The following is a 22,088-nucleotide window of genomic DNA, read 5'->3' on the forward strand; positions in this document are numbered from 1 at the left end:
CAAAACGCAGCGGCGTATAAATTCTTACATTTATATAAAGATAAAGCATTTTAACTATGATAAATGCAGCAGATAACAGTTTTAAAATTGCAGCACCTTTCAGCATAGCAGGGGCTATAACGCATGAGAGCCTGGGAGCAACTAAAGAGGAAAAGAAACAGGCGCTTAAACAGATAAGCAAGCAACTGGGAAAGCTGCAGGATAAAATGTATGCCAACAACCGCTACAGTGTGCTGATATGCCTGCAGGGTATGGACACATCGGGCAAAGACAGCCTTATACGTGAGGTTTTTAAGTATTTTAATGCAAGGGGTGTTAATGTTTATACATTTAAGCAGCCAACATCGCGCGAACTTAAACATGACTATTTATGGCGGCATTATATAGCCCTGCCCGAAAAAGGAAAGTTTGCTGTTTTTAACCGAAGCCATTATGAGAATGTATTGGTAACACGGGTACACCCTGAATATTTACTGAACGAAAACCTGCCCGGTATGGATACTGTTAAAGATGTTCCTGCTGATTTATGGCAGCAACGGTTTGAGCAGATAAATAACTTTGAAAAACACCTTGCTGAAAATGGCACTATAATACTGAAATTCTTTTTACACATCAGTAAAGAGGAGCAGCGCCAGCGATTAATGCGAAGGCTTAACAAGAAAAGCCATAATTGGAAATTTTCGCCTGCCGACCTTGATGAGAGGGGATTTTGGGAAGATTACCAAAAGTATTATGAAGAGGCTTTAAACAGTACCTCTAAACCACACGCACCCTGGTATGCCATACCTGCCGATGATAAAAAGGCTGCACGCTACCTTGTTGCAAAAACAATTTATGACGAATTGCTTAAATACGATATCCGTGAGCCTGAGGTTGATGATGAGGTTATGGAGAATATTAACCTTTATAAAAGGAAACTTTCTAACGAAGAACCGGGCTGATCTGTATCCAGCAGTTCTTTAAACTCATCCTCACTCAGGCAGATTCCTAAATTTTGCACTTTCTCATTGTCATCCTCATCACCGTTTATAAAATAGATTGGTATTGCCGCTGTCAGTTTGCGGTTACGTATTTGCTGTGCAGTAATACGCCCGTGGGTGGGTTTTACTGCATAATTTATTATTATAGCATCGGGTTTGCAAAGCGCAGTGTTTTTATAAGCGGTACCGCCATCAGTTAGCTCTGTACCTATTATTTTGTGGTTAGTGCCTTTACAATATTCTATAAGCGGAGTGGAGCTGTCTTTGCTCCAGTCAATAATAAATAGTTTCATTTTTATTCGGATGTGCGGAGTAACAAAAATAAAAAACCTGCACCAAAATGATACAGGTTTTACAAAGTTAGTTTTTGTACTTAGGTGTTAAAGGTGTTATTATTACAGCCTGAAGCCATAAGCAAGCCTCAATGCTATCTGGTCGGCGTTAAAGTCGTTCATGCCTTCATAACGGACACTAATGTCTATTACGTCATTGGCATAACCCACACCCGGCGACCATAAAAAGGTTGTTTCGTCATAGTCATTGGTTACGGCAAAACCGGCACCAACCTCGCCTAAAACGTAAAAGCTGTTTTCCCACACAAAAGCTTTAAAGCCAGCCTTAACAGGTATATAGCCTAAATCATCTATATAGTCTTCCTCGCCAAAAAGATGTGTATAACCTGTTGTAAGGGTTAAAGAGGTTTTCTGGGTAAGGTCATATTGCAGCCTTACATCCCCGCCAAGGGCAAAATTAAAATAATCGCCTGTTGCAGGGCCTGCATTAAGGCCGAATCCAAGCCTGAAGCCTTGTTCATAATTATCAAGGGCAGGTTCGCCTGTTCCGGTAATATCCTGTGCAAAAGCATTTCCTGCGCCTAAAAAGCATAATGCACCCAGCATCAGGCCTTTTACATTCATCAACTGTTTCATAATCGATTTTCTCATTTGTTACTGATGTAAAATTAGTATGCCTGCATCGTAAATAATTCCAATGTTTTGTTAATTCTTTGAGAAAGACTTATTAAAATTTTATATATGTAAGATTAAATTGATGATTGTCAAATTTGTAGCTCTTTTAATTTATCGTTCCTTAACCAAATCTTCTGCTTACATTTGCACCCTAATTGCATGAAAAATTGAAATTTTCCGCTTACACTAAAGAATTCAGGTATAACATCAGCCTTGCCTGGCCCGTAATTTTGGGAATGCTGGGGCATACCATTACCGGTATTGTAGATAATATAATGGTGGGTAAACTGGGTACTGCCGAGCTTGCTGCCGCATCATTAGGCAACAGCATGGTTTTTATTGCCATGTCGGCAGGTATAGGTTTTTCTACAGCAATAACACCAATAGTGGCGCAGTATGATGCCGCGAAAAACACGGCTATGGTGCGCACAGTTTTCCATAACGGGCTTTTGTTGTGTACAATATTGGGTGCATTACTTTTCGGGGTGGTGTGGTTTGCAAAGCCACTAATGTATTTAATGAACCAGCCTGAAGAAGTGGTAGCGCTTGCAGCACCTTACATAGACTGGGTTGCCTTTTCACTGTTTCCCATGATTATTTTTCAGGGATACAAGCAGTTTACAGACGGTTTGTCTCTTACTAAATATGCCATGTATGCGGTTATTATAAGCAACATAATCAATATAGTGGTTAACTACCTGTTCATTTATGGTATATGGTTCTTCCCTGAAATGGGTATAATAGGCGCTGCCATCGGTACTGTGGCTTCGCGTATCTTCATGGTTGTCTATATGCATTATATACTTGCGCGCAATAATAAGCTCAAGACCTATCTTTCAGGCTTTAGCTTTGGCGAAATACAAAAGTCGGTACTGCGCAGGATAACAGCTCTCGGGCTGCCATCCAGTATGCAGATGCTTTTTGAGGTAGCTTTGTTTACGGCTGCAGTATGGCTTTCGGGTTCTATAGGGAAATCCAGCCAGGCAGCCAACCAGATTGCACTGAGCCTTGCCAGCCTTACTTTTATGTTTGCCATGGGGCTTAGTGTAGCAGGCATGATACGCGTAGGCAACCAAAAAGGGCTTAAAGACTATAAAAAATTGTTGCTTGTGGCGCGTTCAATCTTCCTGCTGGCGGTATTGCTGGAAATTGCTTTTGCTATTTTGTTTGTGGCATTCCATAAAATTTTACCGCCGTTATTCCTTGATATGAATGATCCTGCACTTATAACCGAAAATCAGGTGGTTATAGGCATCGCAGCACAACTGCTTTTGGTTGCTGCCGTTTTCCAGATAAGCGATGGCATACAGGTAGTAGTGCTTGGTGCGCTGCGCGGCCTGCAGGATGTAAAAATACCTACTGTTATTACTTTTGTTTCTTACTGGATAATCGGTTTCCCCATATCGTATTACTTAGGGCACTACACCAGCCTTGAGGCGGCAGGCATCTGGATAGGGCTGCTGGCGGGCTTAACTGCTGCTGCATTATTTTTGTATCTTCGCTTTAATTATTTAACTAAGAAACTGATCAGCCGGCAGCAATTGGCTGAACATTAAACTTTAAACAATATACCAGTAATGGAATTACCAAAATTTGTACTTGCAGATAATACCGATTTCCCGGATGATATTTTTATCATACACCTTGATTACCCGCGTTTTATCATAAACCTTAAAGATGATGAGGTAGAGTTTTTAGAAGAGCCGGACGACCTTGATGAAAACGAGCTTGAATCTGAAATGGAATCATTGATAGAAGAGGCAAATAAATTCTATGACCGCGAAATGGAACGGTACGAAGGCGAATAGTAATTAGCTTTTTAGCTGAAAGCTCACAGCTTTCAGCGATTAGCTTTTGCTGAATTGTCATTCAGAGCGAAGCGAATCTACTCTTTCTTTTTTGCTGAAAGCCAAGGCTAATAGCTTTAGTTTCCAAAATATTTATCCAGCAATATAGTAGCGGCTGCAAACGGTGAGAGTTCATTGTTTTGCACCGCTTTTTTATATTGCTCTATAAGCGGAGCTAAGTATTCGTTGTTATAAAAGCCTGCTTTTAACTGCTCGTTTATGGTTTCGGTAAGCCAGTAACTGTTTTGCCCTGCACGTTTGCCTTCAAAATAACCGTTAGCCTTTACCATTTCGAAGTAATCGGTTACAATCTGCCACACATCGGCAATGCCATCATGCGTTATGGCGCTGCAAGTAGTAACCTTTGGCTGCCACCCTGAACTTTTAGCAGGGAACAGGTGCAGCGCACGGTTAAATTCCGTTTTTGCGAGCTTTGCCTTTTTAATATTATCTCCGTCGGCTTTATTAATAACTATCAGGTCGGCCATTTCCATGATGCCGCGTTTAATGCCCTGTAATTCATCGCCCGCCCCGGCAATTTTAAGCAACAGAAAAAAATCGACCATGCTGTGGACGGCAGTTTCGCTTTGGCCTACACCAACTGTTTCTATAATTATGGTATCAAAACCACAGGCTTCGCAAAGTATTATGGCTTCGCGGGTTTTGCGGGCTACACCACCAAGTGTATCTCCCGACGCTGATGGACGTATATAGGCATTCTCGTCTTTAACCAGCTCTTCCATGCGGGTTTTATCGCCCAGTATGCTGCCATGTGATAAAGAACTGCTGGGGTCAACCGCCAGTACCGCCACTTTTTTACCGATACCTGTAAGATACTTACCAAATGCCTCTATAAAAGTACTTTTACCGACACCCGGCACACCTGTAATACCTATGCGAACTGATTTGTTAGCGTGTGGAAGACATTTGCCTATTACTTCACCGGCTTTTTCAAGATGTGCGGGGTTGGTGCTCTCTACAAGGGTAATGGCACGGCTCAGCATGGTTTTATTGCCTGCAAATATGCCGTCAACCATTTCCTGGGCATCGGGTTGTTTGCGGCGCAGTTTTGTTATCTGCGCTATTGCTGCCGCGCTAATGCTTTCGGGCTGGTTTATACCGTCTTTTTCGTGCAATGCGGTTTTATGGTTGTGCTGATTTTCCAAAAGAGGATTGTTTATACCCGTAAAGTTAAGGGTTTTGGTAAAACCATCTATAAAAGAATATACTAAAACGACTCTGCAAACTGCAACAGCGTAATGCCACACAGCTTGTTGTTTATATCTCCATTAATGTCATCATAAAGCCTGTCAAGGCTCATGTTGATTTTCTTACCCACCGGGCAGTTTTGGTTAGGCGCGTTCTTGCAATACCCCAGGTTTACCTGCTCAAAAGTTATCCTGAAAATATCGCCAAGCGATATATCTGTGGCAGGCTTTGCGAGCCGTGTGCCACCATATTTACCTTCACGGCTTTCTACAAGGCTGTGTTTTTTAAGGTTTGCAATTTCCTTTCTTACCAGCACCGGGTTTATGTTCATGCTCGAAGCAAGCATCTCTGAAGACAGGTAATCTTCAGGATATTTGGAGAGTACCGAAAGTATGTGCACCGTAATGGCAAATTTACCTGAAATCATTTCTGTAATAAATTCTGTTACAAATATAGAGTGATTTACCAAACCGCAAAACATCTGCTGTTTTTTATATAAACTATGCCCAATAGCTGTATTTTTGGGAAATATAATTTACAGCTTTTGGATAGTATTCTGCTTGTTTTTATTTGTATGCTTGCGGGCGTAGGGCTGCAACGGGTTAAGGCATTTCCTAAGAATGCGTATGTTGCGTTAAACCAATTTGTTATTTATATATCGTTGCCTGCACTGGCTTTATATTACATACCTAAAATTACGGTCAGCTTTAAGCTGCTGTATCCGCTGGGTGTGGCGTGGATTGGCTTTTTGCTGGCTTTCCTGTTTTTCTTTACGCTTGGCAAGGCAATAGGCTGGTCTAAAAAGCTTACCGGCTGCCTTATACTTACCGCAGGGCTTGGCAATACCTCTTTTGTGGGTTTCCCGGTTATAGAGGCGCTATATGGTAAAGAAGGGCTGCAAACAGCGATCATTGTAGATCAGCCCGGTACATTTGTGGTAATGGCAACATTCGGCATTATGGTAGCAGCTGCTTACAGCAGGGGTGTGGTAGGCACATCTGCTATAATCAGGAAGATAGTTTTATTTCCGCCGTTTATAGCTTTTTTTACCGCTATATTTATGAATGTGACAGGTTATGACTTTACAGATAGCCTGCAATCGGTATTTCAGCGGCTGGGCAGTACGGTGACCCCGGTGGCGCTTGTTGCTGTTGGCATGCAGCTTAAAATTGAACGCAAAAGCAGGCACTGGGGCTTTTTGGGGCTGGGGCTTTTCTTTAAGCTGATAATAATGCCTGCTTTCTTTTTCGTCCTGTACAAACTTGCTATCGGTGCCGAAGGGCTGGCTATAGATGTATCTGTAATGGAAGCCGCTATGGCACCCATGATTACGGCATCTATACTGGCATCGTCTCATGGGTTAAAGCCTCGCTTATCAGGCATGATGATAGGCGTTGGTATCCCGTTATCCTTTTTAACGCTGGCACTGTGGTACTGGCTGCTACAGTTTTAGAAGAGTTAAACGCTTGCTCATAACTGTAAGATTGCAAAAAACAGAGTGAATTATCGGGAATTTAATAATTAGGGCTTAATTTACACTATTTTAACGGCAGTTTGTAGCATTTTCCCTATTTTTACGCTGCTAAACCAGAATTATAAATAAAAACAAAGGAAACAATGGCTACAAAAAACTGGGCTTTAGACCCTGCACACTCAGAAATACTTTTTAAAGTTAAGCATCTTGTAATTTCTACCGTATCGGGTTCTTTCGGAGAGTTCAGCGGAAGCGCAACTACACCCGAAGATACTTTTGAAGGCGGAGATATTTCTATCACAATTAAGGCGGCAAGTATTAACACCAATAACGGGCAACGTGACGGTCACCTGCGCAGTGAAGAGTTTTTTGATGCTGACAACCACCCTGAAATTACTATAAAGACAACCTCTATAGAGCAGGTTAGCGGCGATGACTATACTATAAAAGCTGATTTTACTATGAGGGGTGTAACCAAACAGGTAACCTTTAAAGGAGAATATGGCGGAACGGCTACAGACGGATATGGCAACAAAAAGGTTGGGCTTGAGGTTACCGGAAAGATAAACAGGACAGATTTCGGGCTTAACTGGAATGCTGTTATAGAAGGCGGAGGGTTAACCGTTAGCGAAGATGTGAAGCTGGTAGGTAACCTTCAATTCACTGAGCAGTAATCATGCGGATGTTCAGTACTTCATACAACCAGAACCTGTATGATATAGCATTGCTTTTGTTGAGGATTGCCGTTGGCTGCTTTATGATGACGCACGGACTCCAGAAGCTGGATATGCTGATGGAAGACGGGCCTGTAAAGTTTGCAGACCCTATAGGCGTAGGAGAGCAGTTGTCACTAATCCTTACTGTATTTGCAGAACTTATCTGTTCGTTTCTAATTATAATGGGCTTTGCCACAAGGCTGGCTGCAATACCTTTAATAATTACCATGCTGGTGATATTATTTGTGGTGCATGCCAATGACCCGTTTGATAACAAGGAACTTCCGGGACTATACCTTGCAGTATATGTACTGCTGCTTGTTGTGGGCAGTGGCAGGTTTTCAGTCGACAGGCTTATAGCAGGCGGCAAAAAGAAAAAGATATTTTAATAAGTATTAAATTCATAATAAAAAAGCGCCCTTTGATGAGGGCGCTTTTTACATTAACCAACTAACTCAAAAACTATTATGAAATATCTATTAACCTCTTTGGTTTTGGTAATGCTTCTTCTTTTTTAGGAAGGGCAATTCTTAATATGCCGTCTTGGTAAGAAGCATTAATGTCATCTTCTTTAACGCTTTCCGGTAAAGTAAAGGCTCTTTTAAAAGAAGAGTAGCTAAACTCCCTTCTGGTATATTTGCCTTCTTCCTGCTCATTTTTTTCAGATTTTACTTCTGCTGAAATAGTCAACAGGTCGTTATCAATCTCGATGTTAAAATCTTCTTTTTTCATTCCCGGAGCCATAAGTTCTACAGTGTAGGACTCATCTGTTTCTTTAATATTTACAGGAGCAATCATCCTGTTAAACTGTGTGCCGCCGGCCCAGTCTTTAAATAATTCATCCATTACAGACGGGAATAAACGGTTAGCATTTGCTGTGTTTCTCTTTACTAAGTTCATAACTAAAATGTTTTTATGTGTTTGACTTAATTTGAAATCTTAATCATTTGCTTAGTAATAGTCAATTCCTGTACCATTCAATTTTTAATGCCATTTTGTCGTTAATGGTGTCAAAATGGCATTTATTGATTAAGTGACTATTTAGCGTACATTTGCAAAAATTTTATTTCGTGAATTATCTTTCGGTAGAAAATATATCCAAGTCGTTTGGCGAACGCACCCTTTTCGAGAATATATCATTTGGTATAAACAAAGACCAGAAAATAGCTTTTGTTGCCAAGAACGGAACCGGTAAAACCAGTATTCTGAAAATCATAACCGGTGAAGACACGCCCGACACCGGGCAGGTGGTAATACGTAAGGAAATTAAAATGGGATTCCTTTCACAGGAGCCTAATCTTGACCCGGAGCTAACAATTGAGGAAAGCATTTTTGCATCAGATAATGATGTACTTAAGGTTATAGAGCAATATGAAAAAGCATTGGAGAATCCTGAAGACGAAGAAGTATACCAAAAGGCTTTTGAGCGTATGGAACTCTACAATGCATGGGATTTTGAAACCCAGTACAAGCAGATACTGTTTAAGCTTAAGCTGGATGATTTAAAACTGAAGGTTAAGAATTTATCAGGAGGTCAGAAAAAGCGCCTTGCGCTGGCAATAATACTTATCAATAAGCCCGACTTACTTATTCTGGATGAGCCTACCAACCACCTTGACCTTGAAATGATAGAATGGCTGGAAGATTATTTTGCCAAAGAAAACATTACGCTTTTTATGGTAACGCACGACCGCTACTTTTTAGAGCGCGTTTGCAACGAAATCATAGAGCTTGATAACGGCAAGCTGTACCAGTATAAGGGGAATTACTCTTACTACCTTACCAAAAAAGAAGAACGCATAGCTGCTGAAAACGCCAGTATAGACAAAGCGCAGAACCTATTTGTAAAAGAACTTGCCTGGATGCGCCGCCAGCCCAAGGCGCGTACTACAAAATCTAAATCAAGGCAGGATGATTTTTATGTAATAAAAGAAAAAGCCCATAGCCGCCGCAAAGAGCACCAGGTAGAGCTGGAGATTAATATGGAGCGCATGGGCAGCAAAATTGTTGAGCTGCACAATGTCTCAAAAAAGTTTAAGGATAAAACCATACTGCAAAACTTCAACTTCAACTTTAAAAAGGGAGAGCGTATAGGTATAATCGGTAAAAACGGTACGGGCAAATCTACTTTCCTCAATATTCTAACCCAAACCATGCAGCCGGATAATGGCAAAGTGGTTGTAGGCGAAACTATTAAAATAGGTTACTATACCCAAAGCGGCATTACACCAAAAGAAGGACAAAAAGTTATTGATATCATTAAAGAGTTTGGTGAGTTTATTCCGCTTGCCAAAGGGCGGACTATTTCGGCAGGGCAGTTACTGGAACGCTTTTTATTCGACAGGAAAAAGCAGCACGATTATGTAGAGAAACTGAGCGGGGGAGAGCTGAAACGCCTTTACCTGTGTACCGTACTGATACAAAACCCTAACTTCCTGATACTGGATGAACCTACCAATGATCTTGATATTGTTACACTGAACGTACTGGAGAGCTTTCTACTGGATTATCCGGGCTGCCTTATAGTAGTTTCGCACGACAGGTATTTTATGGATAAGATTGTAGATCACCTTTTTGTTTTCAGGGGAGAAGGTGTGATAGAAGATTTTCCCGGTAATTACAGTGATTTCCGTACGTATGAGGATAGCGCTGAGCCTGTAAAAGACGAAAGCAAAACAGGCTCAGATAAAAAATCCTGGAAACAGAATAATGTAAAGGCGGGCCTTACCTTTAATGAGCAAAAGGAGTATGACAAGATAGAAAAGGAAATTAAGGAGCTTGAAGCTAAAAAAGAAGCCATAGAAAAGCAGTTTAGCGATGGCAGTATAGCCGATTCCGATATTGCAGCTAAAGCTGATGAACTCCAGAAAATATTACAAAGTATTGAAGATAAAACCGAGCGTTGGTTTGAACTGACGGCTAAAATGGAAGGATAAGTAAGATATACGGCTATGAAAACAATGTCACGATTTGCTTTTCTTTGGAAATCGGTAAATGCACATGGGCTGCATTCGCCATTTGTGTACCAGGTGGCTGATAAGTGTTTTTATAGGAATACAAGTCATTTAAAATATTATCACAATAGTCAGTCGGTTTTACCTAAAGAAGCAGTCAGCATACTGGAAAAGATAATAACAGGCTTAAAGCCGGTTAAGCTTTATGTGCCGGATGACCCTAAAGGAACAGCTACTGCACTTATAAGGGAAATTGCAGAAGTACATAACCAGCAGGTGTGGTTCTTTTCGCCTATGGCGCCTGTGCCGGGCACCATAGACCTGGCTTATTTTTCTGCTGAAACTAATACATCTGTACCACAATTGCTTGCCCGGATACGGGAAGTATCGTGCGAAAACAGTGCGTGTATTGTAGGTGATATTCGTAAAACGCCTGAAGCTGAAGCCGCATGGTATGAGGTAACAAGCCAACCTGAAGCTACCGTAACAATAGATTTTTACCATATAGGACTTGTGTTTTTCAGGCCGGCGCAGGCCAAACAGCATTTCCTGATAAGGCCATTCCGCTCATTCTGGGCAGATGCATTGTTTGGCGTTAAAAACCTTTGGGGGCTTTTGGGTTAGTTATTTCGCAAAGCCTCGGCAAGTTCTGATTTACTCATTTTGCTCCTGCCTTCAATACCTACTTTTTTAGCTTCATCATAAAGGCTCTTTTTGGTGCGGTCTTCATATTGCTTTGCTTTGCCGCCACGTTTCTCTGCGCCTTTGCTGTTGGCTATCCGTGCCGATTTCTCTTTGCTGTAGCCTTTATCCCTAAGAGCTTCATATTGCTCATCATCTTTAACCTGTGGTCCGTGATTCTTTGCCATAAGTATTTATTTTAAATTCATAACTATATACAAGTTACACAGCCTTTAGCATTTAATGCGTTAACCCCCAGTTAAAAAAGAAAAAGGCCGCCGGGAATCCGGCAGCCTTTTTACACGCAAATTTATAATCAACCTTTATCTATTCAGTATTATTCTGCAGCTTCTTTAGCATTTTCATTCTCCTGGCTTTTAGCTGTCATACGCTCCCACTTAAATTTAGGGGCAAATTCAACTTTAAGCGCTGCAATTTTCCTGTTGTCTTCAGCAGAAAGTCCTTCTTTCTCAACAGTATTTTTTCTTGCATCAAGAGCCTCATACCAGTTCTTGATTTTATCGAAATCCTCACGAGAGTAGTTGTCTTTGTTGGCTTCAAAAGTTTTTACAAAGTTTTCATATACGCTAAGTATGTTGTCTTTGTTAACCCATGTAAAGTCCATATCGTTACCTACACCGTTACCTTCGCCAAAAAAGCTAACGTAAAGCGTTTGGCCGTTATCAGCAGATGCCTGGTTCATGTTTTGCGAAGCTTCCATTTTCACTTCGTCATATTTCGTTTTTTTGTCGTTAATCCTTGTTTCGGCACCTTCCCTGTCTTTAAGGTTCTCCAGTGCAGCTTCAGCTTCAGCAAGCCTTGCTTCATACTGTGCTTCTATAGCCTCCCAGTTAGCCATCCTTTCTTCATCGTCAAGGCGGTCAATAGAGTCAACAAAAGATTCGTAACGGTCAACACTCTTTTCTGCAGCCATTTCTGCATCGTTCTTACAAGAGGTTAAACCAGCTGCAATAAGAGCAGCTCCTAATACTAAATTCAGTCTTTTCATGGTAGTTTTGTATTTATGTTACTTTGATGGTGTAAAGGTAAATGCGCTTTAATTACAATTCAAAATTTAACTTTATTTATTAAGAATACTTTAGTATTTATAACTTTTCATTAATATATATTAAGATTATTTTAAGAATTACAGGTTTGATAAAGGCTATAAATTGAGTTTGGCCACATACTAAAAGGCAAAAAAATAAGTACAGGTTTTCAATTACCGCTTTTATATCTATTTTTGCACATGCAACACAACGTACTTATTTTAGATTTCGGATCGCAATACACACAACTGATTGCGAGAAGGGTTCGCGAACTGAATATTTTCTGCGAAATTTTCCCTTACAACAACCCACCGGTTGATTTATCATCATACAAAGCTGTAATACTATCAGGCAGCCCTTTCTCTGTAAGGGCAGAAAACGCGCCGCATCCTGACCTGTCAGAAATCCGCGGTAAGCTGCCTTTGCTTGCTGTTTGCTATGGTGCGCAATACCTTGCCCATTTTAATGGTGGTGAGGTAGCGCCGAGTAATATTCGCGAGTATGGCCGTGCCAACCTTGCCTATGTAAAAGAAGGTGAGCCGTTTTTAGAGGGCGTGCAACCCGGCAGCCAGGTTTGGATGAGCCACAGCGATACAATTAAGCAGCTTCCTGAAAATGGTGTAAGGCTTGCCAGTACCAAAGATGTAGAAAATGCGGCATACAGGATAGAAGGAGAGCTTACTTATGCCATACAGTTTCACCCTGAGGTGTACCACTCTACAGATGGTAAGCTGATGCTGGAGAACTTTTTGGTGAAGATAGCCGAAGTGCCGCAAAACTTCACACCGGATACTTTTGTAGAAGATATAGTTGAAGAGCTAAAGGTAAAGATACAGAATGATAAAGTGGTACTGGGCTTAAGCGGTGGAGTTGACTCTACCGTTGCCGCGGTACTATTAAATAAAGCCATAGGCAATAACCTGTACTGCATTTTTGTAAATAACGGATTGCTGCGCAAAGATGAATTTGAAAGCGTGCTGCACCAATATAAAGACATGGGGCTTAATGTAAAAGGTGTAGATGCTACCGACCGCTTTTTAGGTGCGCTTGCAGGCATTGAAGACCCTGAACAAAAACGTAAAACCATAGGCCGTGTGTTTATCGAAGTATTTGATGACGAGGCACATCAACTGACCGATGTTAAATGGCTTGCACAGGGAACTATCTATCCTGATGTTATTGAATCGGTTTCTGTAAAGGGGCCGTCTGCAACTATAAAGTCTCACCACAATGTGGGAGGGCTGCCGGACTTTATGAAGCTACAGGTTGTAGAGCCTTTGCGTATGTTGTTTAAGGATGAGGTGCGCCGCGTGGGTGCTACGCTTGGTATAGATGCAGAGCTTTTAGGAAGGCACCCATTCCCGGGGCCGGGCCTTTCCATAAGGATACTTGGCGATATCACTCCCGAAAAAGTAAGGATACTACAAGAGGTTGACCATATTTTTATACAAGGGCTTAAAGATAACGGGCTGTATGATAAGGTATGGCAGGCCGGGGCAATATTGCTGCCTGTAAATAGTGTTGGTGTTATGGGCGATGAACGTACTTATGAAAAAGTGGTGGCACTGCGCGCTGTAGAATCTACAGATGGTATGACTGCCGACTGGGTGCATCTGCCTTATGACTTTTTAATGAAGGTATCTAACGAAATTATAAACAAAGTTAAAGGTGTAAACCGCGTGGTTTATGACATAAGCTCTAAGCCGCCTGCCACAATAGAATGGGAATAATGCAATATTAACTTATATTTTAAATGCATTATTTACATCCTGAATTTAAATAATTTTAAATAATTTCTATAAAAAAGCCGTATATCTCAATTTTATTTGCAGATAATACGGCTTTTTTTTTCTTTCATAACTGATGTTTTACTGATGTAATAATTTTGTTGATTTTGTGTTAAGTTATTGCAATAATTATTACTTTTAGGAAAATTTTAACAAAATTTACTAAAGGAAAGATGACAACTAAACTATTAGCATTGCTGGCCCTCGGGTTCATTTATAGCAATGTTTGTGCACAGGAGCCTGATAATGTGCAGGTTCAGGAAACGGTGGCAGAGCGTGTAGTAAACCATCGGGTGGCTTTTGGCGAAACTGTTGTGCTGATAGCAAAAAAATACCTGGTTCGACCTTCTGATATTTATGAATTTAATCCGGATGCCGTTGAGGGCCTGAGTACAGGAATGCTTTTAAAAATTCCGCTTGACAGGGCAGTGCAGCCTGAAGCGCCTAAGAAAGAAGAAAAAACCACATATGTAGCGTCTGCCGCTCCGGCACCGGAAAAGCCCGCTTCTAAACAACTTCCTTTAGCTCCTGTAAAAGAAACTTTTACCGCCGATACAGCTCAGCCGGAGCCTGTTGCACTTCCTGATAATGGCGTTTTTGAAGTTACGCACAATGTGAAAAATGGTGAAACACTTACTGCTCTTGCCAGAAAATACAACACTACCGTTACAGCGATTACCAATGCAAATAAGCAAAAACTAAAGCACGGATTACAGATAGGGCAGGAGCTAACCATACCGGCAGGCCCAACCCCCGAAACGCTTGACGGCGTTGTTATGCACAGTGTAAAGAGCGGAGAAACACTTTTTAGCTTGGCAAGGCAATACAACACTACTGTTGAAGCCATAACCGAATATAACAAAAGGAAGCTGAAGAACGGCCTTCAGGCAGGGCAGAGGCTAAGTATTATGCCGGGTACTGCTGCTCCCGAAGCATCTGTAACTGAAACCACTGCTGCTGTTGTAGAGGAAGCACCCGTAAAAACAGAGGCTGCCGTTAAGCAGCCTGAACGCGTTGAAGATACCACGCCAAGAACAGTAACGCACATACTAAAAGCTGATGACACGCTGGATAAGCTTGCTGCAGAATATCATACCACTGCCGAAGCAATAAAGAAACAGAATGCCAAAAAACTGAAAAAAGGCCTTCAGGCGGGTCAGGAAATAAGCATACCTGCCTACACACAGCCTTAATAATATTATCTTAAGATAAAAATAAAATTTGCAGTTAAGTCGTTACAAAAGTTACCTTTGTAGCGGCTTAATTATTTAAACATACATCATGAAATCAAGGCTGGCTTTATTTTTTGCAATACTTTTTTTTTCGGCTGCCGCCTATGCACAGGATTATAAAAAGCATAAGGTAGGTAAAGGCGAAACCGTTACTGATGTTGCCAAGAAATATAAAGTAACACCTTATGACATATACAGGCTTAACCCCGACTCTAAAAACGGGCTTAAAGAAAACATGGTGCTGCTTATACCTACCGGTACCCCTGCACCGGCAGCACCTGTAAAAGAAAAGCCGACAGAGTTGGTAAACACTGTTCATGAGCTTCAGGAAGGCGAGACATTATACAGCATTTCCAAAAAATATAATGTAACGGTAGAGCAACTGGAAAAGGCCAACCCGGGTCTTGCCATTGATGATTTGCAGATTGGGCAGAAACTTATAATTCCCATAAAAGGCAGCCCTGTAAAAGAACAGGTTAAGAAAGCCGAAAAAGCCGATGCCAAAAAAGATGTTGATGCCTATATATACCACAAAGTTGCTGCGGGTGAAACAAAATACTCTATAGCGCGCGATTATGATATTACGCTTCAGCTGCTTGAGGAGCTTAACCCCGATGTAAAAGATATACTTCCGCTTGGTTATGAGCTTAAGCTGGTAAACCGTAAAGTGGTAAATAATAAACCTGTCTCGGCTGCGCCTGTTGCAGATAGCATTTATATGCTATATGAAGTACCTGCAAAGGAAACCATGTACAACATTACCAAAAAAACAGGGCTTACAGAAGAGCAGCTTATAGCGCTTAACCCTGAATTGAAAGAAGGTTTAAAAGAAGGCATGCAGCTCCGCATACCAAAAGCGGGAGCGGGTGTGGCAGCCCCTCTAAAAAAGACTAAGGCTGATTTAACACTTACGCTGAAAAAGGACGAGGAAAAGAATTTAGCGCTTTTAATACCTTTTAACCTGGCAAGGGTAGAGCAGGATACCGTAAGGGCACAGTTGCTGCGCAATGATAAATTCCTGAACATGACACTCGATTTTTACGCCGGTGCATTGGTGGCTATAGATTCTGCCGAAGCGCTTGGTTTGCCGCTAAAAGTGAATATTTACGATTCTAAAGAAACAAGCAGGTCATCTGAAATAGCTTCTTTAAAAAACAGGCTCATGGGTGCTGATGCTGTTATAGGCCCTTTCTTTACAGGTAATGCTGAAAACGCCGCTTCACTTCTTACTGATGTACCGGTTGTGTCGCCACTTTCTAAAGAATCAGGTAAAAAGTACCCTAACCTGTTCCAGTCGGTACCGTCGCCTGATACTGCTAAAAAGGCTTTATTTGATTATTTAAAAGCGCAAAATGCTAATGTAATAGCGGTTATAGATCCTAAGAAAGTCAGCTCTAAAGAATATATAAAAGCCAATTATCCGTCAATAAAAATTGTTGCAACAGGTGAAGGCGCAATAAATGAAGCTGCCATTAAAGCAAACCTTGTGAAGAGTGGCAAAAATTATGTAATTCTCGAAACAGAGCGATCGGCAATGGTAATAAATACCATACGCATACTTGCCGATGCAAAGTCAGAATACCAGATTCAGCTTGCAGTGCCCGAAATTAATGATGTTTTTGACAATAATGAGGTATCGCTTGCAAGGCTTACAGCGCTTAAAATGATGTATCCGTCGGTAACGAATGATAGCGATACCGAAGGTGAAAGGATGTTTATAAAAATGTTCAGGGAAAAGAATGGCTATGCACCCAACCAGTTTGCAACCCGTGGTTTTGATGTAACATTTGATGTTATCCTGCGCCTTTTCCAGCAAAAGCCTTTTGCAGAAGTAATGGATACTACAGCATCTGAGCAGGTTGAAAATAAGTTCTCTTACCGTAAAGAAAATGGCGGCTACAGCAACACTGCCGTTTATATAATGCAGTATGGCGATGAGTACACTGTTACTGAAGCGCCTGCGGTACCTGTAGATGTTACAGCTCAACAAAGCAAACCAACCGAAAAACCTTAAGCGACATGACATCAAAAGTAACCTACCTGGGAGATTTACGTACATCATCTGTACACATACAATCCGGCAGCGAAATTATATCGGATGCGCCGTTGGATAATAACGGCAAGGGTGAAGCTTTTTCGCCAACAGATACGGTTGCCAATGCACTGGCAAGCTGTATGTTTACTGTTATGGGTATTAAAGCCCGTGATATGGGTCTTAAAATGGAAGGCTCGGTGGCAGAGGTTACCAAGATCATGCAGGCAAGCCCCAGGAAGATCTCAGAAATTAAGGTAGAGATAACCATGCAAAGCGATGCTGATGAAAAAGCTCGCACCATATTGGAAAGGACAGCTATGTCGTGCCCGGTGCTATTGAGCCTTAATCCTGATATAGAGAAAAAAGTTACTTTTAACTGGAGCAGTATTGGATAACATTACTGAACAGGAGCAAAGGGAATTCCTTATAAAACTGGCGCATGCTAAAATGCCCTTTGGTAAATATGAAGGGTGCTATCTTATAGACCTGCCCGAATATTATGTAGTTTGGTACTATAATAAAGGTTTTCCCAAAGGGTTGCTGGGCCGTCAGTTACAGCTTGTATATGAACTGAAGCTGAACGGGCTGGAAAATATTGTGCGCAATATAAAAGCTGGCTTCCCTAAGCCTTAACTTCAATATCTGCCTCCTGCTTACTGTAAAGCGGGGCAGTCTTTAAGCGTGTTGTATTTCAAATATCAATTTAGCCGATTATCAAATTAAATTGATTATTTTTGCCTCGTTTTTTTACGGCTACAACAACAACACAACAACACGCATTTACAATGAATCAGACAAAGTATATTTTTGTTACAGGAGGTGTGACTTCTTCCCTGGGTAAGGGAATTATAGCTGCTTCGCTGGCAAAACTATTGCAGGCAAGAGGTTACAGGACAACCATACAAAAGTTTGACCCCTACATTAATGTAGATCCGGGTACGCTTAACCCGTATGAGCATGGCGAATGTTATGTAACCGATGACGGTGCCGAAACAGACCTTGACCTGGGGCATTATGAGCGTTTTTTAAATGTACCTACCTCTCAGGCCAATAACGTTACTACGGGCCGTGTGTACCTTTCGGTAATAGAAAAAGAGAGAAGGGGAGAGTTTTTGGGTAAAACGGTACAGGTAGTACCACACATTACCAACGAGATTAAAGAGCGCATGCAGCAGCTTGGCCGTTCGGGCGATTACGATATTGTAATTACCGAAATTGGCGGTACGGTTGGTGATATAGAGTCACTACCTTATATAGAATCGGTAAGGCAGTTAATTTATGAGCTGGGCGAAAATAACGGAATCGTTATCCACCTTACACTTGTGCCATATCTTGCGGCGGCAGGAGAGCTTAAAACAAAACCTACACAGCACTCGGTAAAAACACTTATGGAGAGTGGTATAAAAGCAGATATACTGGTTTGCCGTACCGAGCATGAGCTTTCTACTGAACTCAGGCAGAAGCTTGCTTTGTTTTGTAATGTTAAGTCAGAGGCCGTTATACAGTCTATAGATGCTTCTACCATATATGATGTACCTAATTTAATGCTTGAGGAAGGTTTAGACAGGGTAGCCCTTAAAAAACTTGACCTTTCGGAGAAAAACTCACCCGACCTTAAGCAGTGGAATGACTTTTTGTACAGGCTTAAAAATCCGAAACATACCGTAAATATTGGCCTTGTGGGTAAGTACGTAGAATTGCAGGATTCTTATAAGTCTATATTAGAAGCTTTTATACATGCAGGCTCTGCAAATGAAACGAAAATAAATGTTGTAAGCATACACTCGGAATATATAGATAAAGATAATGTAGCCGATAAGCTAAAAGGGCTCGACGGGCTTTTGGTAGCACCCGGGTTTGGAGAGCGCGGCATAGAAGGTAAAATTGAAACCGTGCGTTACGCAAGGGAAAACAATCTCCCGTTCATGGGGATATGCTTAGGTATGCAAATGGCGGTTATAGAATATTCGCGTAATATATTAGGGCTTAAAGATGCCAATTCTACCGAGATGAACGCCAGTACGGCTAATCCCGTAATTAATATAATGGAGGAGCAGAAAACCATAACCCAGAAAGGCGGTACCATGCGTCTGGGTTCATGGAAATGCACACTTGAGGAAGGTTCTCTTGCCCGGAAAATATATGGTGCTGCCCAGATAGAGGAAAGGCACCGCCACCGTTATGAGTTTAACGGTAAGTATCGTGAAGCTTTAGAAAGTGCAGGGCTTAAGGCATCGGGTGTTAACCCTGATACGGGCCTTGTAGAAGTTATAGAGTTGGAAAGCCATCCGTTCTTCATCGGGGTACAATACCACCCGGAATATAAGAGTACGGTAGCCAACCCGCACCCGCTATTTGTGCATTTTGTTAAGGCAGCCGTTGCAGCCAAACGATAACAGTTGCACCAGCAAAAAGAAGAAAACATTTTTATTAAATAGATGGAAGAAAAAAAGTTAGACATTAAAACCCTTATAGGCTTTGGGTTAATTATGCTTTTGCTGATATGGATGATTTACAACCAAACGGCAGAACAGGATGCAAAGGCAAGGGAAGAAGAGAAAAAAGAGCAGATAGATAAAATTACGGACAAAACCGTTCCTGAAAATAATACCGCTACGGCAGTAAAAGATTCGGCAGTAGCAGACTCAGTAACAACAGCCGAAATGAAAAGTGCCCTTGGTGCTTTCGCTTACAGCGTGTCTTTGCCGTCTGCAAAAGGTGGTGTTACAGAAATAGAGAATGAACTTCTTGACCTGAAGGTTTCAAATAAAGGCGGTTATATTACAGCGGCTACCCTTAAAAACTTTGAGCAGTTTCATAAAGGCTCAAACCAAAGGGTAGAGCTTATCAATAACAACAACGTTGACTTTAACCTGCAGTTCCAGACTAAAGATAACCGCATACTTAATACCCGCGATCTTTATTTTGAGCCGCAGCTAAGCAAGGAAGGTGAAAATACGGTACTTGCCATGCGCCTTAAAGCCGGGCCGCAGCAGTTTTTAGAATACCGTTATGTATTGAAGCCTAAAGATTATATGCTTGATTTCAGCATACGCACACAGGGGCTTTCCAATATTGTAAATACGGTAAAACCAATGGGGCTGGAGTGGCAGCTTAAATCTTTCCGTAACGAAAAGAGTGTTACTTACGAGAACCGTTACACGGAGCTTATTTATGAGTATGAAGAAGGCAAGGATGATTACCTTGGGCAGGGAAGCAATGAAGCTGAAAAGGCCGATGAGGTTACCTATATTGCCTTTAAGCAGCACTTCTTTACATCGGTACTTTTAACGGATACCCCGTTTAAAACGGCTGAAATGGTTTCTGAAAACCTTGTAAAGGATGAAAAAGTAGATACTCTTTTCACCAAAAACTTTAAAGCTAACATGCCGCTTGAGTTTAAAGGAGGAGAGCTTAGCTACAACATGAACTGGTACTACGGCCCGTGCGATTACAAGATATTAAATAACTATGACAGGAACCTTGATGAGATCATGCCACTTGGCTGGGGTATCTTCGGGTGGATAAACAGGTTTATCTTTATTCCTGCCTATGGTTTACTGAGCAGCTTTATACCTTATGGTATTGCTATTATAATATTTACCATACTGGTAAGGCTTTTAATGTCGCCAATTACGTATAAGTCATATCTGTCTCAGGCTAAAATGAAGGTTATACGCCCGGAAATAGCAGAGCTGAACGAGAAGTATAAGAAAGACCCGATGAAGAAGCAGCAGGAAACCATGAAGCTGTACAGCAAAGCGGGTGTTAGCCCTATGGCGGGCTGCTTACCGGCACTAATGCAGATTCCGGTATTCTATGCACTCTTCCAGTTCTTCCCGTCTTACTTTGATTTAAGGCAGAAGAGTTTCCTTTGGGCAGACGACCTTTCGTCTTATGACTCTATTGCACACCTGCCGTTCTACATTCCGTTTTACGGTAACCACGTGAGCCTTTTCCCTATACTGGCATCTGTAGCTATATTCTTTTACATGAAAATGACAACAGGCGACCAGAGCATGGCGCAGCCACCACAGGAAGGCATGCCGGATATGAGCAAGATCATGAAGATAATGATATATATTTCACCTGTAATGATGCTTATCTTCTTTAATAACTATGCATCAGGATTGAGTTTGTACTATTTTATCTCTAACCTTATTACAATAGGTATCATGTTAGTGATTAAAAACTACATTGTTAAGGAAGAAAAAGTACACGCCATAATCCAGGAAAATAAAGCTAAGCCTAAAAAGCAGAGCAAATTCCAGAAACGCATGCAGGAAATGATGGAGCAGGCGCAGGAGCAGCAAAAAGCAAGGCAAAACAAAAAATAAAAACAAGGCACCTCTTTAAGAGGTGCTTTTTTAATAAGGCACGGGCTTTGCATACTAAATACTATACTATCAAGGTTATATAAAAAACTTTTCTATGAAGTCATATTTAGCAATACTCTTTATTTTGTTAACCGGATTATGCTCGGCACAGCAGCAGGCTGTCAATAAATTTGATGCGCAGGGCAAGCGCCACGGCTTGTGGAAAGGTACTTATGACGACTCTGGCAACCTGCGTTATGAGGGTACTTTTGAGCATGGCAGGGAAACCGGTGTTTTTAAATTCTATGAAAATGTAAAGTCGGCTCCTGTAGCGGCAACGCGCGATTTTAGTGCGGGCAACGGAGAATCCTATACTGTATTTTTCGATGAAAAGGGCAAGAAGCTAAGCGAAGGCAAAGAGGTTAACCGTTTGCGAGAGGGGGAATGGAAGTTTTACTATCCGGGTAAAAATACTATCATGTCGGTAGAGTTGTACAGTAAAGGCAAGCTAACAGGGGTAAGGAAGGTATTTTTCCCTTCAGGTTCCCTTGCGGAAGAAGCCCAGTACAAGAACGGCTTGCGAAACGGCTACTATAAAAAATATACCGAAAAAGGCATTTTGCTGGAAGAATCGGTTTATAAAGATGGAGAGATGCACGGGCCGGCATCTTTTTATAATGGTTCTGGTGAATTGGAAAGCAAAGGGCAGTACTCCAATAATATTAAAACAGGTGTATGGAAATTTTATGAGCGTGGAAAGCTTGTAAAAGAAGAAGATGTTACCAATAAAAAAGTTGAGCTGGTACGCCAAAGAGAGTAAAATGTAAAATTTGCCGTACC

23 protein-coding genes are annotated in these 22,088 nt (G+C 41.4%); 16 read left to right on the forward strand and 7 right to left on the reverse strand.

The genetic code is table 11. From position 1 onward, the window contains the following. Positions 1–56 precede the first annotated feature (56 nt). Entirely contained in the window at positions 57–941 is an 885-nt protein-coding gene (locus tag KJK34_RS12465; protein ID WP_223054218.1) for a PPK2 family polyphosphate kinase, read from the forward strand. Here KJK34_RS12465 and KJK34_RS12470 read toward each other — a convergent pair. Then, complete coding sequence (locus KJK34_RS12470) at positions 905–1,273, reverse strand: hypothetical protein (protein ID WP_223054219.1); 369 nt, start codon at positions 1,271–1,273, stop codon at positions 905–907. The genes KJK34_RS12465 and KJK34_RS12470 overlap by 37 nt on opposite strands. 102 nt (positions 1,274–1,375) lie before the next feature. Further along, positions 1,376–1,924 (reverse strand): hypothetical protein, encoded by a 549-nt coding sequence (locus tag KJK34_RS12475; protein ID WP_236937648.1) that lies wholly within the window; start codon positions 1,922–1,924, stop codon positions 1,376–1,378. A 191-nt stretch (positions 1,925–2,115) separates the two neighbouring features. On the opposite strand from KJK34_RS12475, the gene KJK34_RS12480 reads away from it, so the two are divergent. Further along, the gene (locus KJK34_RS12480) at positions 2,116–3,504 is read left to right on the forward strand and encodes an MATE family efflux transporter (protein ID WP_223054220.1); all 1,389 of its coding nucleotides are present in this window, start codon (positions 2,116–2,118) and stop codon (positions 3,502–3,504) included. A gap of 21 nt (positions 3,505–3,525) precedes the next feature. Then, entirely contained in the window at positions 3,526–3,756 is a 231-nt protein-coding gene (locus KJK34_RS12485) for a DUF8828 family protein (protein ID WP_223054221.1), read from the forward strand. A gap of 116 nt (positions 3,757–3,872) precedes the next feature. Here the strand turns inward: KJK34_RS12485 and meaB are convergent, their stop codons facing one another. Together meaB and KJK34_RS12495 are read right to left on the reverse strand one after the other, a co-directional pair. Beyond that, on the reverse strand, positions 3,873–4,961 hold the full coding sequence (meaB, locus tag KJK34_RS12490; protein WP_223054309.1) for a methylmalonyl Co-A mutase-associated GTPase MeaB: 1,089 nt from the start codon (positions 4,959–4,961) through the stop codon (positions 3,873–3,875). A 62-nt stretch (positions 4,962–5,023) separates the two neighbouring features. After that, positions 5,024–5,485: an Rrf2 family transcriptional regulator gene (locus tag KJK34_RS12495; protein ID WP_236937649.1), complete on the reverse strand. Its 462-nt coding sequence runs from the start codon at positions 5,483–5,485 to the stop codon at positions 5,024–5,026. A gap of 63 nt (positions 5,486–5,548) precedes the next feature. Here KJK34_RS12495 and KJK34_RS12500 point away from each other — a divergent pair, with 63 nt between their 5' ends. The 3 genes from KJK34_RS12500 to KJK34_RS12510 all read left to right on the forward strand — a co-directional run bounded on the left by KJK34_RS12500 (position 5,549) and on the right by KJK34_RS12510 (position 7,583). After that, positions 5,549–6,457 carry an AEC family transporter gene (locus KJK34_RS12500; protein WP_223054222.1) on the forward strand — a complete coding sequence of 303 codons (909 nt, stop codon included), beginning with the start codon at positions 5,549–5,551 and terminating at the stop codon, positions 6,455–6,457. Positions 6,458–6,621: 164 nt separating this feature from the next. Further along, positions 6,622–7,152 (forward strand): YceI family protein, encoded by a 531-nt coding sequence (locus tag KJK34_RS12505; protein WP_223054223.1) that lies wholly within the window; start codon positions 6,622–6,624, stop codon positions 7,150–7,152. An 8-nt stretch (positions 7,153–7,160) separates the two neighbouring features. Then, positions 7,161–7,583 (forward strand): DoxX family protein, encoded by a 423-nt coding sequence (locus tag KJK34_RS12510; RefSeq protein WP_236937650.1) that lies wholly within the window; start codon positions 7,161–7,163, stop codon positions 7,581–7,583. 76 nt (positions 7,584–7,659) lie between these two features. On the opposite strand, the gene KJK34_RS12515 is transcribed toward KJK34_RS12510, so the two are convergent. Continuing rightward, positions 7,660–8,094, reverse strand: coding sequence for an Hsp20/alpha crystallin family protein (locus KJK34_RS12515; RefSeq protein WP_223054225.1), 435 nt, complete (start codon positions 8,092–8,094; stop codon positions 7,660–7,662). 170 nt (positions 8,095–8,264) lie between these two features. Between KJK34_RS12515 and KJK34_RS12520 the strand changes: the two genes are divergently transcribed. Both KJK34_RS12520 and KJK34_RS12525 read left to right on the forward strand, forming a co-directional pair. Then, entirely contained in the window at positions 8,265–10,130 is a 1,866-nt protein-coding gene (locus KJK34_RS12520; RefSeq protein ID WP_223054226.1) for an ABC-F family ATP-binding cassette domain-containing protein, read from the forward strand. Between the two features lie 15 nt (positions 10,131–10,145). Then, positions 10,146–10,772: a hypothetical protein gene (locus KJK34_RS12525; RefSeq protein WP_223054227.1), complete on the forward strand. Its 627-nt coding sequence runs from the start codon at positions 10,146–10,148 to the stop codon at positions 10,770–10,772. Here the strand turns inward: KJK34_RS12525 and KJK34_RS12530 are convergent. After that, complete coding sequence (locus tag KJK34_RS12530) at positions 10,769–11,017, reverse strand: DUF7218 family protein (RefSeq protein WP_223054228.1); 249 nt, start codon at positions 11,015–11,017, stop codon at positions 10,769–10,771. The genes KJK34_RS12525 and KJK34_RS12530 overlap by 4 nt on opposite strands. A 149-nt stretch (positions 11,018–11,166) precedes the next feature. Continuing rightward, entirely contained in the window at positions 11,167–11,838 is a 672-nt protein-coding gene (locus tag KJK34_RS12535; protein WP_223054229.1) for a hypothetical protein, read from the reverse strand. Between the two features lie 240 nt (positions 11,839–12,078). Here KJK34_RS12535 and guaA point away from each other — a divergent pair, with 240 nt between their 5' ends. The 8 genes from guaA (at position 12,079) to KJK34_RS12575 (ending at position 22,068) form a co-directional block, all read left to right on the forward strand. Beyond that, positions 12,079–13,608, forward strand: coding sequence for a glutamine-hydrolyzing GMP synthase (guaA, locus tag KJK34_RS12540; RefSeq protein ID WP_223054230.1), 1,530 nt, complete (start codon positions 12,079–12,081; stop codon positions 13,606–13,608). A 230-nt stretch (positions 13,609–13,838) separates the two neighbouring features. Next, positions 13,839–14,858 (forward strand): LysM peptidoglycan-binding domain-containing protein, encoded by a 1,020-nt coding sequence (locus KJK34_RS12545; protein WP_223054231.1) that lies wholly within the window; start codon positions 13,839–13,841, stop codon positions 14,856–14,858. An 88-nt stretch (positions 14,859–14,946) separates the two neighbouring features. Beyond that, positions 14,947–16,911, forward strand: a complete 1,965-nt coding sequence (locus KJK34_RS12550; protein ID WP_223054232.1) for a PBP1 and LysM peptidoglycan-binding domain-containing protein — start codon at positions 14,947–14,949, stop codon at positions 16,909–16,911. 5 nt (positions 16,912–16,916) lie between these two features. Further along, positions 16,917–17,327, forward strand: a complete 411-nt coding sequence (locus KJK34_RS12555) for an OsmC family protein (protein WP_223054233.1) — start codon at positions 16,917–16,919, stop codon at positions 17,325–17,327. After that, positions 17,320–17,565, forward strand: a complete 246-nt coding sequence (locus KJK34_RS12560; RefSeq protein ID WP_262902046.1) for a DUF3820 family protein — start codon at positions 17,320–17,322, stop codon at positions 17,563–17,565. The genes KJK34_RS12555 and KJK34_RS12560 overlap by 8 nt, the downstream gene beginning before the upstream one ends. 152 nt (positions 17,566–17,717) lie before the next feature. Beyond that, the gene (pyrG, locus tag KJK34_RS12565) at positions 17,718–19,328 is read left to right on the forward strand and encodes a CTP synthase (protein WP_223054234.1); all 1,611 of its coding nucleotides are present in this window, start codon (positions 17,718–17,720) and stop codon (positions 19,326–19,328) included. Between the two features lie 42 nt (positions 19,329–19,370). Then, positions 19,371–21,269, forward strand: coding sequence for a membrane protein insertase YidC (yidC, locus tag KJK34_RS12570; protein WP_223054235.1), 1,899 nt, complete (start codon positions 19,371–19,373; stop codon positions 21,267–21,269). Positions 21,270–21,363: 94 nt separating this feature from the next. After that, positions 21,364–22,068 carry a toxin-antitoxin system YwqK family antitoxin gene (locus KJK34_RS12575; RefSeq protein ID WP_223054236.1) on the forward strand — a complete coding sequence of 235 codons (705 nt, stop codon included), beginning with the start codon at positions 21,364–21,366 and terminating at the stop codon, positions 22,066–22,068. Positions 22,069–22,088 lie beyond the last annotated feature (20 nt).

It is taken from the genome of Flavobacterium coralii (genome assembly GCF_019891545.1).
Classification (GTDB): Bacteria; Bacteroidota; Bacteroidia; order Flavobacteriales; family Flavobacteriaceae; genus Flavobacterium; species Flavobacterium coralii.

Coding starts and splice junctions, on each gene's coding strand:
- KJK34_RS12555 (WP_223054233.1), top strand. CDS start 16,917: ATGACATCAAAAGTAACCTACCTGGGAGATTTACGTACATCATCTGTA.
- pyrG (WP_223054234.1), top strand. CDS start 17,718: ATGAATCAGACAAAGTATATTTTTGTTACAGGAGGTGTGACTTCTTCC.
- KJK34_RS12475 (WP_236937648.1), bottom strand. CDS start 1,924: ATGAGAAAATCGATTATGAAACAGTTGATGAATGTAAAAGGCCTGATG.
- KJK34_RS12545 (WP_223054231.1), top strand. CDS start 13,839: ATGACAACTAAACTATTAGCATTGCTGGCCCTCGGGTTCATTTATAGC.
- yidC (WP_223054235.1), top strand. CDS start 19,371: ATGGAAGAAAAAAAGTTAGACATTAAAACCCTTATAGGCTTTGGGTTA.
- KJK34_RS12535 (WP_223054229.1), bottom strand. CDS start 11,838: ATGAAAAGACTGAATTTAGTATTAGGAGCTGCTCTTATTGCAGCTGGT.
- KJK34_RS12465 (WP_223054218.1), top strand. CDS start 57: ATGATAAATGCAGCAGATAACAGTTTTAAAATTGCAGCACCTTTCAGC.
- KJK34_RS12550 (WP_223054232.1), top strand. CDS start 14,947: ATGAAATCAAGGCTGGCTTTATTTTTTGCAATACTTTTTTTTTCGGCT.
- KJK34_RS12485 (WP_223054221.1), top strand. CDS start 3,526: ATGGAATTACCAAAATTTGTACTTGCAGATAATACCGATTTCCCGGAT.
- KJK34_RS12530 (WP_223054228.1), bottom strand. CDS start 11,017: ATGGCAAAGAATCACGGACCACAGGTTAAAGATGATGAGCAATATGAA.
- KJK34_RS12510 (WP_236937650.1), top strand. CDS start 7,161: ATGTTCAGTACTTCATACAACCAGAACCTGTATGATATAGCATTGCTT.
- KJK34_RS12515 (WP_223054225.1), bottom strand. CDS start 8,094: ATGAACTTAGTAAAGAGAAACACAGCAAATGCTAACCGTTTATTCCCG.
- guaA (WP_223054230.1), top strand. CDS start 12,079: ATGCAACACAACGTACTTATTTTAGATTTCGGATCGCAATACACACAA.
- KJK34_RS12505 (WP_223054223.1), top strand. CDS start 6,622: ATGGCTACAAAAAACTGGGCTTTAGACCCTGCACACTCAGAAATACTT.
- KJK34_RS12495 (WP_236937649.1), bottom strand. CDS start 5,485: ATGTTTTGCGGTTTGGTAAATCACTCTATATTTGTAACAGAATTTATT.
- KJK34_RS12525 (WP_223054227.1), top strand. CDS start 10,146: ATGAAAACAATGTCACGATTTGCTTTTCTTTGGAAATCGGTAAATGCA.
- KJK34_RS12470 (WP_223054219.1), bottom strand. CDS start 1,273: ATGAAACTATTTATTATTGACTGGAGCAAAGACAGCTCCACTCCGCTT.
- KJK34_RS12575 (WP_223054236.1), top strand. CDS start 21,364: ATGAAGTCATATTTAGCAATACTCTTTATTTTGTTAACCGGATTATGC.